At 71.9% G+C, this 17,928-nt stretch carries 15 protein-coding genes and 1 pseudogene; 10 read left to right on the top strand and 6 right to left on the bottom strand.

What is annotated here, in order from left to right:
- Positions 1–53 precede the first annotated feature (53 nt).
- A complete protein-coding gene (locus tag KALB_RS49575; protein WP_025359744.1) occupies positions 54–1,187 on the top strand; it encodes an acyltransferase family protein in 1,134 nt (377 codons plus the stop codon).
- Here KALB_RS49575 and KALB_RS44460 read toward each other — a convergent pair.
- Positions 1,160–1,837 (bottom strand): annotated as a pseudogene (locus KALB_RS44460) (maleylpyruvate isomerase N-terminal domain-containing protein); the annotation flags it as partial. The gene KALB_RS49575 and the pseudogene KALB_RS44460 overlap by 28 nt on opposite strands.
- A 190-nt stretch (positions 1,838–2,027) precedes the next feature.
- Between KALB_RS44460 and uvrA the strand changes: the two are divergent.
- Complete coding sequence (uvrA, locus tag KALB_RS31925; protein WP_025359742.1) at positions 2,028–4,886, top strand: excinuclease ABC subunit UvrA; 2,859 nt, start codon at positions 2,028–2,030, stop codon at positions 4,884–4,886.
- Between the two features lie 828 nt (positions 4,887–5,714).
- Here uvrA and KALB_RS31920 read toward each other — a convergent pair.
- The gene (locus tag KALB_RS31920) at positions 5,715–5,975 is read right to left on the bottom strand and encodes a hypothetical protein (protein WP_025359741.1); all 261 of its coding nucleotides are present in this window, start codon (positions 5,973–5,975) and stop codon (positions 5,715–5,717) included.
- Between the two features lie 55 nt (positions 5,976–6,030).
- On the opposite strand from KALB_RS31920, the gene KALB_RS31915 reads away from it, so the two are divergent.
- The 5 genes from KALB_RS31915 to KALB_RS31895 all read left to right on the top strand — a co-directional run bounded on the left by KALB_RS31915 (position 6,031) and on the right by KALB_RS31895 (position 9,155).
- Positions 6,031–6,477 (top strand): hypothetical protein, encoded by a 447-nt coding sequence (locus tag KALB_RS31915; protein ID WP_025359740.1) that lies wholly within the window; start codon positions 6,031–6,033, stop codon positions 6,475–6,477.
- A 37-nt stretch (positions 6,478–6,514) separates the two neighbouring features.
- Positions 6,515–6,823 (top strand): hypothetical protein, encoded by a 309-nt coding sequence (locus tag KALB_RS31910; protein WP_148309739.1) that lies wholly within the window; start codon positions 6,515–6,517, stop codon positions 6,821–6,823.
- A gap of 199 nt (positions 6,824–7,022) precedes the next feature.
- Positions 7,023–7,604, top strand: coding sequence for a hypothetical protein (locus tag KALB_RS31905; protein ID WP_025359738.1), 582 nt, complete (start codon positions 7,023–7,025; stop codon positions 7,602–7,604).
- A gap of 212 nt (positions 7,605–7,816) precedes the next feature.
- Positions 7,817–8,365: a sigma-70 family RNA polymerase sigma factor gene (locus KALB_RS31900; RefSeq protein ID WP_025359737.1), complete on the top strand. Its 549-nt coding sequence runs from the start codon at positions 7,817–7,819 to the stop codon at positions 8,363–8,365.
- Positions 8,366–8,438: 73 nt separating this feature from the next.
- Complete coding sequence (locus tag KALB_RS31895; protein WP_025359736.1) at positions 8,439–9,155, top strand: anti-sigma factor family protein; 717 nt, start codon at positions 8,439–8,441, stop codon at positions 9,153–9,155.
- A 3-nt stretch (positions 9,156–9,158) separates the two neighbouring features.
- On the opposite strand, the gene KALB_RS31890 is transcribed toward KALB_RS31895, so the two are convergent.
- The 4 genes from KALB_RS31890 to KALB_RS31875 all read right to left on the bottom strand — a co-directional run bounded on the left by KALB_RS31890 (position 9,159) and on the right by KALB_RS31875 (position 15,523).
- Positions 9,159–10,775 carry an AMP-binding protein gene (locus tag KALB_RS31890; RefSeq protein WP_025359735.1) on the bottom strand — a complete coding sequence of 539 codons (1,617 nt, stop codon included), beginning with the start codon at positions 10,773–10,775 and terminating at the stop codon, positions 9,159–9,161.
- A 493-nt stretch (positions 10,776–11,268) separates the two neighbouring features.
- Entirely contained in the window at positions 11,269–12,669 is a 1,401-nt protein-coding gene (locus KALB_RS31885) for a GntP family permease (RefSeq protein ID WP_025359734.1), read from the bottom strand.
- Positions 12,666–14,249 carry an N-acyl-D-amino-acid deacylase family protein gene (locus KALB_RS31880; RefSeq protein ID WP_025359733.1) on the bottom strand — a complete coding sequence of 528 codons (1,584 nt, stop codon included), beginning with the start codon at positions 14,247–14,249 and terminating at the stop codon, positions 12,666–12,668. Before KALB_RS31880 ends, KALB_RS31885 begins: the two co-directional genes overlap by 4 nt.
- Positions 14,249–15,523 (bottom strand): amino acid deaminase, encoded by a 1,275-nt coding sequence (locus tag KALB_RS31875; protein ID WP_025359732.1) that lies wholly within the window; start codon positions 15,521–15,523, stop codon positions 14,249–14,251. The genes KALB_RS31880 and KALB_RS31875 overlap by 1 nt, the downstream gene beginning before the upstream one ends.
- Before the next feature lie 116 nt (positions 15,524–15,639).
- On the opposite strand from KALB_RS31875, the gene KALB_RS31870 reads away from it, so the two are divergent.
- From KALB_RS31870 to KALB_RS31860, 3 genes are read left to right on the top strand one after another with little or no spacing between them, the layout of a single operon-like run.
- Positions 15,640–16,599 carry a sugar kinase gene (locus KALB_RS31870; RefSeq protein WP_025359731.1) on the top strand — a complete coding sequence of 320 codons (960 nt, stop codon included), beginning with the start codon at positions 15,640–15,642 and terminating at the stop codon, positions 16,597–16,599.
- Positions 16,596–17,348, top strand: coding sequence for an IclR family transcriptional regulator (locus tag KALB_RS31865; RefSeq protein WP_025359730.1), 753 nt, complete (start codon positions 16,596–16,598; stop codon positions 17,346–17,348). Before KALB_RS31870 ends, KALB_RS31865 begins: the two co-directional genes overlap by 4 nt.
- A gap of 5 nt (positions 17,349–17,353) precedes the next feature.
- Positions 17,354–17,734 carry a RidA family protein gene (locus KALB_RS31860; protein ID WP_025359729.1) on the top strand — a complete coding sequence of 127 codons (381 nt, stop codon included), beginning with the start codon at positions 17,354–17,356 and terminating at the stop codon, positions 17,732–17,734.
- The last annotated feature ends 194 nt before the right edge of the window (positions 17,735–17,928 follow it).

Here is a 17,928-nt window from a genome sequence, read left to right as displayed (position 1 = left end):
GGCTCTACTCTGTTCGGAGCAACGAAGATCATTTCGAGCCGATCCGGGATCCCATGACCACCACCGCGCGCCGACAGAGCTGGGACGTCGTCCGAGTGCTCGCGATCTCCTGCGTGCTGGTGCAGCACGCCACGCACGCCGGGCCGGGGGCGCACAGCTCGCTGGGGCCGATGCCCGTGGTGGTGCCGATCGAGGTGGGCGCGAGCACGCTGGTGGTGGTGTCGGCCTACTTCGTGTGCGTGTCGATGCTGCGGGCGCGGCCGGTGCGGGTCCTGCGCAACCGGGCGGCGCGCCTGCTGCCCGCCTACCTGGTCGCGGCCACCGGCACGTTCTGCGTGCTGCGGCTGCTCGCCCCGCCGGGCTGGACCCTGTTGCGGCTGCCGGATCTGCTGGTGAACCTGTCGATGCTGCAACTGTGGATCCCGGGCAGCAACATGGTCGACTTCTCGTACTGGACCCTACCGATGCAGCTCACCGGCTTCCTCGCGGCGGCGGTGCTGTTCAGCACGGCGCTGGGCCGGGGCCGACCGCTCCAGGTGCTGCTGTGGGTGCTGGTCGGCGCACCGCTGCTGATCCGCTGCGCGGCACAGGACCCGGGGCCGGTGCAGGTCCTCTACAGCGGACTCGCCCTGCACAGGGCCCAGTTGTTCGCGGCGGGCATCGGGATCTTCCTGTGGTCGCGCAACCGAATGAGCCTGGCTCACCTGTGCGCGCTGCTGGCGGCGGCACTGGTGGCGCAGTGGCTGCACACCGAGGACCTGCCGTCCACGCTGGTGCTCGCGGCGCTGCTCGCGGCGATCTGCCTGGCCGCCGCGGGACCGGACTGGCGGCTGGGCGTGCTGGCCAGGCCGATCGCGTGGCTGGGCGGCATCTCCTACGGCGTGTACCTGGTCAACCAGGAGGTCGGCTACGTGGTGATGGACCGGGTCGCGCGCTGGGGCGGCGGGCCGTCACTGGAGCTGGCGGCGTTCCTCGGGTCGGCGCTGGCGCTGGGCTGGGGGCTGACCGTCCTGGTGGAACGGCCCGCGCAGCGGTTGCTGGCCGGTCACAGCCAGGCGGGCAGTTCGGGCACGTCCCCGGCCAGCTCCCCGGCGCCGCCCCGACCGGTCAACCAGGCCAGCATCGTGGTGCCCGAACCGCGTACCACGTGCGACTCGCCGCTGCCCGCCACCTCCCACACGACCTGACGCCCGGTAGCGATCTGCACCTCCAGCCGCAGCGCGGGCATGTCCGTGCGGCCCGCGTAGTGCGGCAGCACCAGGTGGATCAGGCGCTCCACCACGTCGGCGGGGAACTGCGCGAAGTCGATCCCCAGGTCCAGGTCCACCATGTGCACCCACAGCTCCTGCACGCGCAGCCAGGGCACGTGGTGCGCGGGGATCGCGCGGCCCGAACCGTGCAGCACCTCGGCCTGCCAGGCCGCCTCGCCCAGCCCGGTGGCCGCGGCCCCGAACCGGCCGCAGGCGGCGAGCAGGTCCTCGCGCAGCAGCCACAGCGAGCGCGGGGCGCCCTCCTCGATCGCGGTGTCCCGGTCGGCCCTGCTGGTGTACATGGGGTGCTCCACCCCGGTGCGCGCCCAGGTCAGCAGGTTCACCAGGCCGTCGGCGTTGCGGGCGAGGTGGCTGAGCACGTGCCCCCTGGTCCAGCCGGGCAGCGCGCTGGCGGCCCTGGCCGAGGCGTCGTCCATGGACTCCACCAGCTCCAGCAGGCTCGCGGTCGCCCGTTCGGCGGCGCCCAGCCCCGCGGCGGCGTCCCGCACCGCATCGGACAGCTCCGCGCGCTGTTGCGGAACGGTGACCTTGGTGGTGTGCGTCTGTGCACCGGAGTTTCCGACCATATCGCCCATCCAGGTGATCGCGGCGTGAGCAGGTGATCTGCCCAGCGTAGGGGCACGAACTGTCAACCGGTAGTGGCCTGGCCGACCACCTGAAAGTGAATTGTCAGACCCCCGGCATACGATGGGGGCTCGACCACACTTTCGATCTTTTGCACGACTCTCTCCTGTACGCCTCACCGAGGGGAAACCAGTGGCTGACCGCCTCGTCGTTCGCGGCGCCCGCGAGCACAACCTCCGCAGCGTCGACCTGGACCTGCCCCGTGACAGCCTGATCGTGTTCACCGGGCTGTCCGGTTCGGGCAAGTCCAGCCTGGCCTTCGACACGATCTTCGCCGAGGGCCAGCGGCGCTACGTCGAGTCGTTGTCGGCCTACGCGCGCCAGTTCCTCGGGCAGATGGACAAGCCCGACGTGGACTTCATCGAGGGTCTCTCGCCCGCCGTGTCCATCGACCAGAAGTCCACCAACCGCAATCCCCGCTCCACCGTCGGCACCATCACCGAGGTCTACGACTACCTGCGCCTGCTCTACGCCCGCGCGGGCAAGCCGCACTGCCCGGTCTGCGGTGAGCCGATCACCCGGCAGACCCCGCAGCAGATCGTCGACCAGGTGCTGGCGATGACCGAGGGCACCAAGTTCCAGGTGCTGGCCCCGGTGGTGCGCGGGCGCAAGGGCGAGTTCGTGGATCTGTTCGGCCAGCTCCAGTCGCAGGGCTACGCGCGCGCCGTGGTGGACGGCACCGTGCACCTGCTGACCGAGCCGCCGAAGCTGAAGAAGCAGGAGAAGCACCACATCTCCGTGGTGATCGACCGGCTTTCGGTGAAGGCGAGTTCCAAGCAGCGGCTCACCGACTCGGTGGAGACCGCGCTGCGCCTGGCCGACGGCCTGGTCGTGCTGGACTTCGTGGACCTGCCGGACAACGACCCGCAGCGGGAGCGCCGCTTCTCCGAGCGGTTGGCCTGTCCCAACGCGCACCCGCTCGCCCTGGAGGACCTGGAGCCGCGCTCCTTCTCCTTCAACTCTCCCTACGGCGCCTGCCCGGAGTGCACCGGCCTGGGCACCCGCAAGGAGGTCGACCCCGAGCTGGTCGTGCCCGACGACGAGATGTCGCTGGGTGAGGGCGCCATCGCCCCGTGGAACGGCGGCCAGTCCGCGGACTACTTCCTGCGCCTGCTGGAGTCGCTGGCCACCACCATCGGCTTCCGCATGGACACCCCGTGGCGCCAGCTGCCCGCCAAGGTGCAGAAGGCGGTGCTGCACGGCATCGACGAGCAGGTGCACGTCCGCTACAAGAACCGTTACGGCCGCGAGCGCTCGTACTACGCCAACTTCGAGGGTGTCATCCCGTTCCTGGAGCGCCGCCAGGAGCAGACCGAGTCGGAGTTCATGCGGGAGAAGTACGAGGGCTACATGCGGGAGGTGCCCTGCCCCGCCTGCCAGGGCACCCGGCTCAAGCCGGAGATCCTCGCGGTCACCCTGGCGCACCGCAGCAAGGGGGAGCGGTCCATCGCGGAGGTCTGCGCGCTCAGCGTGGCCGAGTGCGCGGACTTCCTCAACGGGCTGACCCTGGGCCGCCGCGAGAAGATGATCGCGGGCGCCGTGCTCAAGGAGGTGCAGGCCCGCCTGCGCTTCCTGCTCGACGTGGGCCTGGACTACCTGTCGCTGGACCGCGCCGCGGGCACCCTGTCCGGTGGCGAGGCGCAGCGCATCCGGCTGGCAACGCAGATCGGCTCGGGCCTGGTCGGCGTGCTCTACGTGCTGGACGAACCCTCGATCGGCCTGCACCAGCGGGACAACCACCGGCTCATCGAGACGCTGACCCGGCTGCGCGACCTGGGCAACACGCTGATCGTGGTGGAGCACGACGAGGACACCATCCGGTCCGCGGACTGGGTGGTGGACATCGGACCCGGCGCGGGCGAGCACGGCGGCAAGGTCGTGCACTCCGGCACGTACAAGCAGCTGCTGGCCAACAAGCAGTCGATGACCGGTGCGTACCTGGCCGGGCGCAAGGAGATCGCCACCCCGACGACCCGCCGCGAGGTGGACGCCAAGCGGCAGCTGACCGTGGTCGGCGCGCGGGAACACAACCTGCGCGGCATCGACGTGTCCTTCCCGCTGGGCTGCCTGGTCTCGGTCACCGGCGTCTCCGGTTCGGGCAAGTCCACACTGGTCAACGACATCCTGGCCACGGTGCTGGCGAACAAGCTCAACGGGGCGCGGCAGGTGCCCGGGCGGCACACCCGGATCAAGGGCCTGGACCTGGTGGACAAGCTGGTGCAGGTGGACCAGTCGCCGATCGGGCGCACCCCGCGCTCCAACCCGGCCACCTACACCGGGGTGTTCGACCACATCCGCAAGCTGTTCGCGGCCACCACCGAGGCGAAGGTGCGCGGCTACCAGCCGGGCCGGTTCTCCTTCAACGTCAAGGGTGGGCGCTGCGAACCCTGCTCCGGTGACGGCACGATCAAGATCGAGATGAACTTCCTGCCGGACGTCTACGTGCCCTGCGAGGTCTGCAAGGGCGCGCGGTACAACCGGGAGACCCTCGAGGTGCACTACAAGGGCAAGACCATCGCCGAGGTGCTGGACATGCCCATCGAGGAGGCGGCGAGCTTCTTCGAGCCGATCAACGCGATCCACCGGCACCTCAAGACGCTCAACGACGTCGGCCTGGGCTACGTGCGGCTCGGGCAGCCCGCGCCCACCCTGTCCGGTGGCGAGGCGCAGCGCGTGAAGCTGGCCAGCGAGCTGCAGAAGCGGTCCACCGGCAAGACGGTGTACATCCTGGACGAACCGACCACCGGTCTGCACTTCGAGGACATCCGCAAGCTGCTCGGCGTGATCTCCGGCCTGGTGGACAAGGGCAACTCGGTGATCGTCATCGAGCACAACTTCGACGTCATCAAGACCTCGGACTGGATCGTGGACATGGGGCCCGAGGGCGGTTCCGGCGGCGGCACCGTGGTCGCCGAGGGCACGCCCGAGCAGATCGCCAAGGTCAAGGGCAGCTACACCGGCAAGTTCCTCAAGGACGTGCTCAAGGCCTGACCGCAGAGCGGGACTCACGCCAACCAGCGCGAGTCCCGCTCAGGCGAGCGCGAGTCCCGGCGTGGGGCGCGCGAGTCCCGGCGTGAGGCGCGCGAGTCCCGGTCAGGCGGCTTAGGCTGCGCGCGGCTCGTGCGCACCGCGCGCGGGGCTCGCGGCCCTGTGGGCGGGACTCGTGTGCAGGTGGGCGGGGCTGGCGGACCAGTGCGCGGGATTCGTCGATAGTGCCCGGACTCGTGCACCGGTGCCCGGGGCTCGCGGCCCTGTGGGCGGGACTCGTGCACCTGTGGGCGGGACTCGTGCACCGCGCGCGGGATTCGCGGCCCTGTGGTCGGGCCTGGCGGACCGCAGAGCAGGCCTCGTGTACCGGTGGGCGGGATTCGCGACCCTGTGGCCGGGCTCGTCGACCTGTGCCCGGGACTCGCGTGCACGTGGGCGGTATTCGCGCACCGCAGAGCGGGATTCGCACACCGGTGCCCGGGACTCGCGCACCGGTAGCCGGGACTCGCGGCCCGGTTGCGGGACTGGCGGACCGCGGAGCGGGACTCGNGGCCCTGTGGCGGGACTCGTGCAGGTGGGCGGGACTGGCGGACCAGTGCGCGGGATTCGTCGATAGTGCCCGGACTCGTGCACCGGTGCCCGGGGCTCGCGGCCCTGTGGACGGGACTGGCCGGACCGCAGAGCGGGACTCGCGCACCAATGGGCGGGATTCGCCGACCGCAGAGCGGAACTCGTTGACCTGTGCCCGGGACTCGCGCACCGGTGGGCGGGATTCGCGTGCACGTGGGCGGGACTCGTGCACCGGTGCCCGGGACTCGCGGGAGGGGGCGGTCAGCCAGTGCGGGATTGGCGCAGCTCCACCACGGCCAGCGCGGCGATCAACACGGCGGCGGCCACGAGTGCGGGCACGGCGTAGAGCACGCTCCCACTGCCGCCGAACACGGTGCCGGTGGTCTGCCCACCCCAGGCGACCTGCGCCCACAGCGCGAGCTCCGAGCCCGCGGTGACGGCCACCGCCAGCAGCGGGCCGCCCACGGCGGGCAGCGCGGAGCGGCTCGTCAGCGGGGCGGCGGCCGAGGCCCCGGCGAGCACCAGCGTCGCGAGGACTGCGGCGAGGGGCTGGTCCGGCGGGCGCCTGGTCCAGGTAGTGGGCGATCAGCGCGGCGAGCAGGCACAGGGCGCAGGCCAGCCAGGTGCGCACGCCGAGCACCGCCAGACCGGCGCCGACCACCAGGCCGACGATCAACCACGCGGTGCCGCCCGCGGTGCTGACCAGTGCCAGCAGCGGCCAGCTCACCCCGACGGTGACCAGCCCGAGTGCGAGCAGCCAGCCCAGTGTGGGCAGGCCGAGCAGCCCGCCGAGCACCAGCGTGCCGAGCAGGAACGCGGTGCCGGTGAGCCCGAGCTGTTCCTGCGGGGAGATCGCGGGCAGCAGGGTCGGCAGCAGGGCCAGGGCCGCGCCGATGGTGCCGACCAGCGCGGCACGGCGGTCCGCGCCGTCCAACCCGCCCGTGGGGCGCCGGATCAGCCCGGCGAGCACGCCACCGACCAGTCCGGCACCGATCAGCACCGGGCCCACGCCGAACGCCTGTAGGTAGCCGCCCACCGAGTAGCAGCCGATCACCGCCCCGGTGAGGACCGCACCCGGTACGGCACCGGAGCGGCGCACCAGGTCCTGCGCGGCGCCCAGCACCCCGAGCAGCCCCAGCACGCGGGCGAAGGTGGCGATGGCCACCAGCGCGGTGCGCAGCGACCCGTTCACCGCGGGCGGGTCCAGTGCGGCAACCAGCAGCACGGCGTGCAGCGGGGCGGTGGCCAACAGCAGCACGGGCCAGCGCCTGTTGCCCAGCAGGCCCAGTGCCGTCGCGGCGACCAGCGCGGCCAGGGTCAGCGCGGCGTCCAGCACGGTGCTGCCCGAACCGAGCCGTCCGCTGGCGTAGACCACCAGCTCGCTCTGCTGCCCGCCGTTGGCCGCCACGCCCGCGGCGGCCAGCAGCCCGGCGACCAGCACGACCCGGTTCCCACTTGCCCGTTCCGTCACGGCCACGACCGTAGAAGAAAGTTGCGAACCGGCTTGAACCGCCCCACGGGTGCGCTCGTGTCCCTGGTTGTCGAAACACCGACCCCAGGAGGAATCCGATGAACCGCACCCGTGCCGCCGTGTTCGCCGTGTCCGCGGCTTTCGGCCTGGCTACCGTGGCCGCCTGCGGTGGCGGCTCCTCGACCGCCGCGAACCAGCCCGTCGCGCAGCAGCAGCCGACCCAGCAGGCCGCCGGCGGCCTCAAGCTGACCGCGACCACCGTGGGCGCGTTGGGCCAGGTCGTCACCGACGCCGGTGGCATGACCCTGTACCGGTTCGACAAGGACACCGCCAAGCCGCCGGTCTCCAACTGCGAGGCGGCCTGCGCCACCCAGTGGCCGCCGCTGATCGCCACCTCACCCACCGCGACCCTGGACGGGGTGGAGCAGTCGGTGGTGGGCACGGTGGCCCGCAAGGACGGCAGCAAGCAGATCACCATCAACGGCTGGCCGGTGTACCGCTTCGCCAAGGACGCGGCGGCCGGTGACGCCAAGGGCCAGGGCGTGGGCGGTACCTGGTTCGCGGTGACCCCGCAGGGCAAGAAGGCCAGCGGCGCCCCGGTCAGCGCGGCCCCCGGCGCGGGCTCGGCCCCGACCAGCAGCAGCCAGTCCTCGGGCGGCACCGGCGGCTACGGCTACTGACCCGCCCCGCACACCAGCCCGCCGGAGGGGCTCCGAACACCTCCTCCGGCGGGCTCCCCCGCACGGAGGACCCCAGGATGCACACGACCGCGATGACCGCCACGGACGGGTGGTTGACTACCGGTGGCCGGGCCAGGTCCCGGGCTGTCGCGGAGCAGGGCGATCTGGTACCCAGTACCGCGAGTCGTGCGCAGAACCGTGGGAGGGCGCCCGTGGGGTTCGCAGATCGGTGGTCGCGGCGGGGCAGACGCCCCAGTGACGAGGCACTGGTGCGGTCCCTGTACGAGGAACACGGCCGCAGCCTGCTCGCCTACGCCACCCGGCTGACCGGTGACCGCGCCGCCGCCGAGGACGTCGTGCAGGAGACGCTGGTGCGGGCGTGGAAGCACGCCGAGGACATGGTGGACAACAAGGGCTCGGTGCGCGGCTGGCTGCTCACCGTGGCCCGCAACATCATCACCGACCGGGCGCGGGCCCGTGCGGTGCGCCCGGCCGAGGTGGCCGAGACCCCGGCGACCCCGCCCGTGCAGCGCGACCACGCGCAGACCGTGGTGGACTCCATGGCGGTGCTGGGCGCGCTGAACACCCTGACCACCGAGCACCGGCACGTGCTGGTGGAGATCTACTACCGGGGTCGGTCGGTGGCCGAGGTGGCGGGCGCGCTGGGCGTGCCACCGGGAACGGTGAAATCCCGTTCGCACTACGCGTTGAAGGCTCTGCGTGCGGCGATGGCCGAGCGACCGACGGAGGTGACCCCATGAGCGAGCTCGCGAGCGGATCATCGGGCACAGGGCCGGCGCGAAGCGCTGCGCCGAGCGCCAGCGAGGTGCGGCGGTGAACGTGCAAGGACATGACAGAGCCCTGGTGGGCGCCTACGTGCTGGGTGCGCTCGCCCCGGAGGAGGCCCGTGCGCTGGAGGCGCACCTGCAGACCTGCCCGGAGTGCCGTCACGAGCTGACCGAGCTGCGGCAGCTCAACGAGTTGATGGGCGAGGTGCCGCCGGAGGCCTTCCTGGACGGCCCGCCCGAGGGCGGCGACCTGCTGCTGCGGCGCACGCTGCGCGAGGTGCGCGCCCAGTCCGCGCGCGAGCGGACCCGGCGGGGGCTGGGCGCCGCGGCCGTGTTCGTGCTGCTGGTCGCGGTCAGCGTCGGCGCCGGGGTCGTGGTCGGTCGTCAGGGCGTGGGCGGAGTGGTCGCCGAGCCCTCTTCGACGGCACCCACCACGCAGGCTCCGCAGGCCGGAGCCAAGACGGCCGCCGCGGTGGACAGCAGGACCGGCGCGGAGCTGACGGCCACGGTGGTCCCGGCCAAGGGCTGGGTCCGCATCCAGGTGCAGGCCGCCAAGATCGCCGCGGGGCAGCGCTGCAAGCTGATGGTGGTCTCCCGCGCGGGCCAGCAGGTGCAGTTCGGCGGCTGGCTGGTCGGCGAACAGGCGTGGGCCAAGGGCGTGACGCTGGACGGCTCGGCGCTGATGTCCCCGGACGACGTGGCCGCGGTGTCGGTCGTGACCGAGGCGGGTCAGACACTGGTGTCGGTGCCGATCCCGGTGTGAGCCTCACCCCGGCAGCGCGGCGCGCACGAGGTGGCGGCGGATGACCTTGCCGGTGGGCGTCCTGGGCAGCCGCGGGATGAGCACCACGTCCCGCGGCACCTTGTGCCTGGCCAGGCTCAGCCGCACGAACTCCTTGATCTCCTCGGGGTCCACCAGCGCGCCGGGGGTGGGCACGATGTAGGCGCGCAGGCGCTGCCCGAAGGCGTGGTCGGGCACGCCGATCACGGCGGCGTCGCGCACCTGGTAGTGGGTCAGCAGCAGGTTCTCCACCTCGCCGGGGAACACGTTCTCCCCACCGGAGACGATCATGTCGTCGGCCCTGCCGTCGATGAACAGCCTGCCCTGGCTGTCGAAGTGGCCCAGGTCCCCGGTGTCCACCAGCCCGTTGATCACACGTCGGCCGCCGCCGCTGGTGTAGCCGGAGAACTTCAGGCCGTTGCCCACGTGCACCCTGCCGACGGCGTGCGCGCGCCGCACGGGCCGACCCTCCGCGTCGTAGAGCCGGACCGTGCTGCAACGCGGACTGTGGCCCACCGTGCCCGGCGCCGCCCGCAGGTCCTGCGGGGTCGCCACGGTGGCCACCGCCACTTCGGTGGAGCCGTAGAAGTTGTAGAGCACGTCGCCGAAGGCGTTGAGCGCGCGCAGGCACAGGGCGGGCGGCAGGGCCGAGCCGGAGCAGAACAGCACGCGCAGGCTGGACAGGTCGTAGGCGGCCAGCTCCGCCTCGCCCAGTTCCAGCACGCGTTGCAGCATGGTCGGCACCAGCACGAGCCCGGTGCAGGAGTGCCGGTCCACCGCGGCGACGGCCTGGCGCGGGTCGAAGCGCCGGTTGACCACGATGGTGGAGCTCAACGCCATGGCCAGGATCATGTGCAGGAAGCCAATGGCGTGGAACAGCGGCGAGGCGATGTAGGTGGACTCCTTGGCACGCAACGGGATGCGCTCCAGGAAGTCGGCGGCGGCCAGTCCGGAGCGGACCTGCCGCTCGGCGCCCTTGGGCGTGCCCGTCGTGCCGCTGGTCAGCAGCACCACCTTGGCCGGGTTGGTGGGCTTGCCCAGTTTGACGTGCGGGGCGTCGGCGATCATCTGCTCCAGGGTGGGCGTGCCCGCCCAGGGCGCGGTGTCGTGCCAGGCCAGGATCCTGGGCAGCGCGGGCGGCACCTCGCTGAGCGTCTCGGTGAACTCCTCGTCGTAGATCAGCACGCTGACCCGCTCGCGGCGCAGCACCCCGGCCAGTTGCGGGGCCGCGAACCCGGTGTTGAGCAGGATCGTGGTCGCGCCGAGCTTGCCGCAGGCCAGCAGGGACTCGATCGGGCCTCGGTGGTCGCGGCAGAGCACGGCCACCACCTGGCCCGCGCACACGCCCTTGGCCCACAGGGACCTGGCCAGTGCGCTGGAGCGCTCGTCGATCTCGCGGAAGGTCAGGCCGCCGCGCTCGTCGATCAGGCCGGTGGCGTTGGGCGCCCGCCGGGCCGCGGTGCGCGCGGCGCCCACCACCGGTCCCCAGGAGTGGGTGTCGAGCAGGGAGCGCACGCCGCGCACCAGGCTGGCTGGGCTGCCCACCATGCCGGCCCTGGCCAGCACCGCGAGGTCGTGCAGCGTGTCGGTCGCCTTGCGCATGAGCGCCTCCTTCTCCGGCCCCCAACCGTGACCCGCGCGCCCTGCCCAAGGCCAGACTCCTCCGTTGGCAGGCCCTCGACACACCCGATCGGGGGACGTCCGGCCCTACCCACCTGTCACCTCGCGCTGATGATCGACTCGTCGGTTGTCACAGGGAGGACAACGCCTCCATGGTGCCCAGAGAAACCGGGAAGTAATAGCACCTTCACCGAATCAACCTGGCCAAATATTTGTATTTGTGATATACCGAGCAAAATGACACGTATTTTCTGGGAATACGTTACGACTCTGCGGCCAGGCTGTACCTGCGCGTGTCGGCGCTTGCGGTGGCGCGTGTCGGCGCTTCCGGTACGGCGTGTTCGCGCTTGCGATGCAGAATCCCAGGATTTGGGAAAATGCACGGCAAGCCACAACACGCCGTCCACCAAGCGCCGACACGCGGTGCGTGAAGCGCCGACACGCGCGGTAGGTGCCGCCTGTGGGTGAGTCCCGTTCAGACCACGATGCTGAGCAGGGCCGCCATGCCGAAGCCGACCAGGGACAGCACCGTCTCCAGCAGGGTCCAGCTGGCCAGGGTCTCCCGCACCGGGATCCCGAAGTAGCGGGAGACGATCCAGAACCCGCCGTCGTTGACGTGCGAGGCGATGATCGAGCCCGCGGCGATGGACATGGCGACCAGCGCCAGATGCGGCTGGGAGTAGTGCAGGTCGGGCAGCAGTGGGGCGATGATGCCGCCGGTGGTCACGATGGCCACGGTGGCCGAGCCCTGGGCCAGGCGCAGCCCGCTGCTGATCACGTACACCAGCACGATCACCGGCAGCCCGGCGGCGGACAGGGTGCTCGCGAGCGCCTTGCCCACCCCGGTCGCCGAGAGCACCGCGCCGAAGAAGCCGCCCGCGCCGACCACGAGCAGGATCATCGCCACCGGCCGCAGCGCGCCCGCGGACAACTGGGCAAGCTGCTCACCGGTCATGCCTCGCCGCCGTCCCAGCAGCCAGAGCGCCAGCAGCACCGCGATGGTCAGCGCGATGGCGGGCGTGCCGAGGAAGGTGGTCACGTCCTGGACGAGTGAGCCCTTGGGCAGGACGATGGAGCCGAAGGTGCCGCACAGGATCAGCACCAGCGGGATGCCGATGATCGTGGCCACCAGCCCCAGCCCGGGCGCCTTGCGGTCCCTCGCGCCGCTCTCCTCGGCCACCTTCTGCGCGGCGGCCAGCATCTCCTCGGGCACCGGCAGGTCGATGCGCCTGCCGATCCAGGTGGAGAACAGGATGCCGCCCACGAACCAGGCCGGGATGCCGCAGGCCAGGCCCATGATGATCAGCCAGCCCAGGTCCACGTGCAGCAGACCGGCGATGGCCACCGGGCCGGGGTGCGGGGGCAGGAAGGCGTGCGTGATGGACAGACCGGCCAGCAGCGGCAGGGCGTAGAGCAGGACCGACCGGCCGCCGCGCCGCGCGGCCACGTACACCAGCGGGGCCAGCACGAAGACGCCGATGTCGAAGAACACCGGGATGCCGAAGATCAGCCCGGACAGGCCCATCGCCAGCGGGGCCCGCTTGTCCCCGAACGCCTGTAGCAGCCTGCCGGTGAGCACCTCGGCCCCGCCGGAGACCTCCAGCAGCGAGCCGAGCAGGGTGCCCAGCCCGACGATCACGGCCACGTGGCCGAGGATGCCGCCGAAGCCGGTCTCCAGCAGTGAGGCCGAGCTCTTCTGCGCCGAGCCGACGATGGCCTCCACCGGCAGCCCGGCGCCCAGCGCGACGAGCAGCCCGGCCACCAGCAGGGCGATGAACGGCTCCACCTTGAATCTGATGATCAACAGCAGCAGTACCGCGATGCCGACCGCTGACAGGGTCAGCAGCCCGCCGGTGGAGTGTTGCAGCCAGTTCACGGCGATCCTTTCCGCAGGGAGTGACCGGGCAGCGCGCCGGTCGGGCGGTTCTCCTCGATCACCGGGACACCGTTGACGAGCACGTGCTCGATGCCGGTGGCCCGCTGCCTCGGCTGTTCGAAGGTGGCCGTGTCGGCCACCGTGTCCGGGTCGAACAGCACCAGGTCGGCCGCGAAGCCCTCGCGGACCAGTCCCCGGTCGGTCAGCCCCAGTCGCCGCGCCGGTCGGCCGGTGAGGTGCTCGACGCACTCCGCCAGCCCCAGCACGCCCAGCTCCCGCACGTAGCGCCCCAGGTAGCGCGGGAAGGTGCCCCAGGCCCTCGGGTGCGGCCGGTCCCCGACCAGCAGCCCGTCGCTGCCCCCGGTGTGCGCCGGGTGCCGCATGATCGCCCGCACGTTGTCCTCGTGCCCCACGTGCATCAGGCAGGAGGTGCCCAGTCGCTCGTCCACCAGCAGGTCGAAGTACAGCCGCGAGGGGGTCGTGCCCAGCGCGGCGGCCGAGTCGGCCACCGACCGGCCCACCAGGTGCGCGTTGCGCTCCGCGCGCACCCCGTTGACCTCGATCGCCGCCCAGTCGATCGGCACCCCGTGGTGCCCGTCCGAGCCGGTCTCCTCCATCTCGACCCGGATCCGCTCCCGAGTGTCCACATCAGACAGTCTGGCCAGCGCGGCGTCCAGCCCGCCCGCGCTGACCCAGCTCGGCAGCAGCGCCGACAGGTAGGTCGCCCCGGCCAGGTACGGGTAGCTGTCCAGCGTGACGTCCACGCCCTCGGCGATCGCCTGGTCCAGCACGGAGAGCAGTTCCCCGGCCCGTCCCGCGTTGACGGGGAAGTTCATCGTGGCGTGCGCCAGGTGCAGCGGGCAGTCCGCGCGCCGCGACACCTCGACCATCTCCGCGTACGCCTCGACCGCGCCCGCGCCGTAGCTGCGGTGGTGCGGGCTGTAGTAGCCGCCGCGCGCGCCGACCACCCGGCACAGCTCGACCAGTTCCCCGGTGTCGGCGTACATGCCGGGGGTGTAGGTCAGCCCGGAGGACATGCCGAACGCGCCCTGGGCCATCGCTTCGTCCACAGTGGACTTCATGGCGTCCAGCTCGGACTCGGTGGGCGCCCGGTCGGACCAGTCCACGTGCAGCATGCGCACCGAGCCCTGCGGCACCAGGTAGGCCGCGTTCACCGCGATGCCCTGGTCCAGCCGGTCCAGGTACTCGCCAACCGAGCGCCAGTTCCAGTCGAAGCCCGGCGGGTCGTCGTTCCAGCCCGCGAGCTGCCCGCGCAGGGTGGCCAGCACCTGCTCGTCCACCGGAGCGTAGGACAGCCCGTCCTGGCCCAGCACCTCGCAGGTCACCCCCTGCGAGACCTTGGCCAGGTGCTCCGGCTCGGCCAGTACCTGGAGATCGGAGTGCGAGTGCATGTCGATGAATCCCGGGCACAGCACCAGGCCCGTGGCGTCGACCACCCGGTTTCCGGTCAGCCCGGAACCGATCCCGGCGATGCGCCCCTTGTTGATCGCGACGTCGGCGATCCGCTCGGGTGCCCCGGTCCCGTCCACCACCCGCGCGCCGCGGAAGACCAGGTCCATCAGAAGAACGTCCTGACCAGGTCGACGACCCGCTCACCATCGACAACGGCCAGCAGCGGCCACTTGTCGAACACCGTGCAGGGATGGGAGAGCCCGAACCGGACCCAGTCGCCCACCGTCACGGAGTCCGCGCCGCCCAGCTCCAGGAACGCGTGCTGGTCGTTGAGCTTGGTGACGGCCGAACCCGCCAGCGCCGTCGTGCTGCCGTCGGGGTCGCGGCGCAGCTGGACCTCGGGCAGGTGCTGGTCGAAGGACACGTCCCGGCGGCCCATCGTGAGCAGCGCCAGCCCCGGTTCGGGCTGCGAGCTGACCTGGGCCCAGGCGTGCATGGCCGAGCGGAACGGCTCGCCCCCGGGCAGCCGGTGCTCCCGGCCGAAGGGCGAGGTCTCCCGGTACAGGCCGTCGTCGTGGGTCAGGTAGGCCCCGCTGCGCAGCACGCCGAGCACGTTCAGGCCCTGCGGCCAGCCCTGGGTGAACGCCTCGGCCACCTGGTCGAAGTAGGCGCTGCCGCCACCGGTGACGATCACCTGCTCCACCTCGTCGAAGTGCCCCTGCGCGGCCAGCCTGGTGACCAGCTCGCGCAGGTCCGCCAGATAGTAGTCCACCTTGGACAGTCCATTGTGGTCGATCCCGCTGGTGATCGCCGCCTCGTAGCCGCCCGCGCCGACCAGGCGCAGCACCGGGCTCCTGCGCACGGCCTCGGCCACCTCGATCGCCGCGTGCACGCTGCGCGCCCCGGTGCGCCCGCCCGCGCCGCCCAGCTCCACCAGCACGTCCACCGGCCGGTCCAGCACCTCGGTCATCCGTGCGACGCCCTCGACCGAGTCCACCCAGCAGGTGAACTCGAAGCCGGGGTCGCGGTCCAGCTCACCGGCCAGCCAGCGCAGCCCGGCCGGGTCAACGAGTTGGTTGGCGAACAGCACCCGGCTGACCCCGAACGCCCGGTAGACCCGCAGCTGGCTCAGGTTGGCCGCGGTGATGCCCCAGGCCCCGTGGTCCAGTTGGCGGGCGAACAGCTGCGGGGCCATCGTGGTCTTGCCGTGCGGGGCCAGTGCCAGGCCGTTGTCCGAGCACCAGTCGGCCATCACCCGCATGTTGTGCTCCAGCGCGGCGGCGTCCAGCACCACCAGCGGGGCCACGAAGCCGTCCTCGAACAGGTTCAGGCCCGCGTCGGCGACCTCGCCGAGCGTGGACCCGAAGGCCTGCGCGGGCAGGCCCTTGAAGCGCCAGTCGATCCGCTCCGACCGCAGTGCGGCCACGGCGTCCCGGTCGATCACGACCACCAGCTCCTCTGTTGCATGATTTGCAACGACGGTTGCGCAATGTGATTCAGAGGTGTGTAGCATCCAGGTGGCCCGCCGTCAACGAACCACCTCCGGAGGAGGAGTGCATGCAGGACCGCGAGGTGCTGTGCCTTGGTGAGTCCATGGCCCTGTTCGTGCCGGCGGAGACGGGTCCCGTACACGAGGCGCGCAGATGGGCGCTCAGCGTCGGCGGGGCCGAGTCCAACGTGGCCTGCCATCTCGCCCGGCTCGGGCTGCGCAGCCGCTGGGTCAGCGCGCTGGGCCAGGACGCGCTCGGCCTGCGGGTCCGCGCGGCCGTGGCCGAGTCCGGGGTCGACGTGTCCGAGGTGCGCATCGACCCGGCCAGGCCCACCGGCCTGTACGTCAAGGAGGCCGACGCCTCGGGCAGCCCCGTGCGGTACTACCGCGCCGGATCGGCCGCCTCCGCGCTGGGCCCCGGCCTGCTCGAGGAGCTGGACCTGAGCCGGGTCGACCTGGTGCACGTCAGCGGCATCACCGCCGCACTGTCCGCCTCCTGCCTCGACCTGCTGCGCGCGGTGCTCGCCCTGCCGGTGCCGGTCTCCTTCGACCTGAACTGGCGGCCCGCGCTGGGCCAGGACCCCGTGGTGCTGCGCGAACTCGCCAACGCCGCGGACCTGGTCTTCCTCGGGGACGACGAGTCGGCTGCGGTGTGGGGGGTCGCCGAACCCCCGGCGATCCGCGAGCTGCTGCCCGACCCCGCCGCCGTCGTGGTCAAGCACGGGGCCCGCGGCGCTACCCTGCTGGCGGGCGGTGACCAGGTGTTCGAGCCCGCGCTGCGGGTGGACGTGGTGGAGCCGGTCGGTGCCGGTGACGCGTTCGCCGCCGGGTTCATCGCGGGCACGCTCGCCGGGGACCCGCCCGCACGCCGCCTGCGCCGCGGGCACCTGGTGGCCGCGGGCGCGCTGCTGACCGCCGAGGACATCGGTGAGCCGCTGCCCGGGCACGTGGTCGACGAACTGCTGGACGCCGCCCCGGCGGTCTGGGCGGACGCCTGGATCCGAGGTGGGGGAGTGGTGATGTCATGAGCCAGAGCCTTGATCGCGCTTTGACGCTGCTGCGCGCCCTGTCCGAGGGCAGCAGGACCCTGGACGAGCTGGCCGCCGTCATCGAGGTGCACAAGTCCACCGTGCTGCGGTTGCTGCGCACGCTGGAGGAACACCGGTTCGTGCAGCGCGAGGGCGTGCGCTACTACCGGCTGGGCACCGCCCTGTTCGACCTGGCCAACCGCGCGCTGGAAGACCTCGACGTGCGCCGCGCCGCCGAGCCCGCGCTGAGCGAGCTGAACGAGGAGACCGGCCACACCGTGCACCTCGCCAGCTACGAGGGCGGCGAGGTCGTCTACATCGACAAGTACGACAGCACGCACCCCGTGCGCATGTACTCGCGCATTGGCCGCCGCGCCCCGCTGCACTGCACGGCCGTGGCCAAGGTACTGCTGTCCGAGCTGCCCGAGACGCGCCGCCGCGAGGTGGCCACCGCCATGCCGTACCCGAGGCTGACCGCCAACACGATCACCAGCCCCGAGGGCTACCTCGCCGAGTTGGACGCCGTGCGCGGCCGCGGGTTCGCCGTGGACAACTCCGAGCACGAGGACTTCATCCACTGCATCGCGGCGCCCATCCGCGGCCAGCGCGGTGAGGTGCTGGCCGCCGTCTCGCTCTCGGTGCCCAAGGTGTTCCTCGACTACGACGGGCTGATGGCCCTCGTGCCCCGGCTGCTGCGCGCCGCTGCCGCAGCCTCAGCCGAATGTGGCTGGACCCAAGGAAAGGACTGACGCAAGTGCCCAAGACCGAGATCCGCACCGACGAGGCCCCCACCCCGGTCGCCGCCTTCTCCCAGGCGGTGCGCAAGGGCAACGTCCTGCAGGTGGCCGGGCAGGTCGCCTTCGACCCGACCGGGGCGATCGTCGGCGAGACCGTGGCCGAGCAGACCCGGCAGACCCTGCGCAACGTCAACACCGTGCTGGCCGCCGCGGGCGCCAGCATGGACGACGTGGTGATGCTGCGGGTCTACCTGACCGACACCGACCACTTCGCCGAGATGAACGAGGCCTACGGCGAGTTCATGTCCGCGCCCTTCCCCGCCCGCACCACCGTCTACGTGGGGCTGCCCAAGGGCCTGCTCATCGAGATCGACGCCCTGGCCGTGCTCGGCGACTGACCCCGCCCGCGAGTCCCGCTCAGCCGCGCCCGAGTCCCGCTCCGGCGCGGCTGAGTCCCGTTCTGGGGCGGGCGAGTCCCGTCCACACGGTCGCGAGTCCCGTTCTGGTGCCCGCGAGTCCCGCTCAGCGGGGCAGTTGCGCCCGCGACTCGGCCAGCGCGAAGTCCACCAGGTTCGACCCCAGGCCCGTACAG

Origin of the sequence: Kutzneria viridogrisea DSM 43870 (assembly GCF_000525635.1) — a bacterium.
Taxonomy (GTDB): domain Bacteria; phylum Actinomycetota; class Actinomycetes; order Mycobacteriales; family Pseudonocardiaceae; genus Kutzneria; species Kutzneria viridogrisea.
Note: the sequence above shows the minus strand (reverse complement) of the source record. Positions and strands in the feature narration are given on the sequence as shown.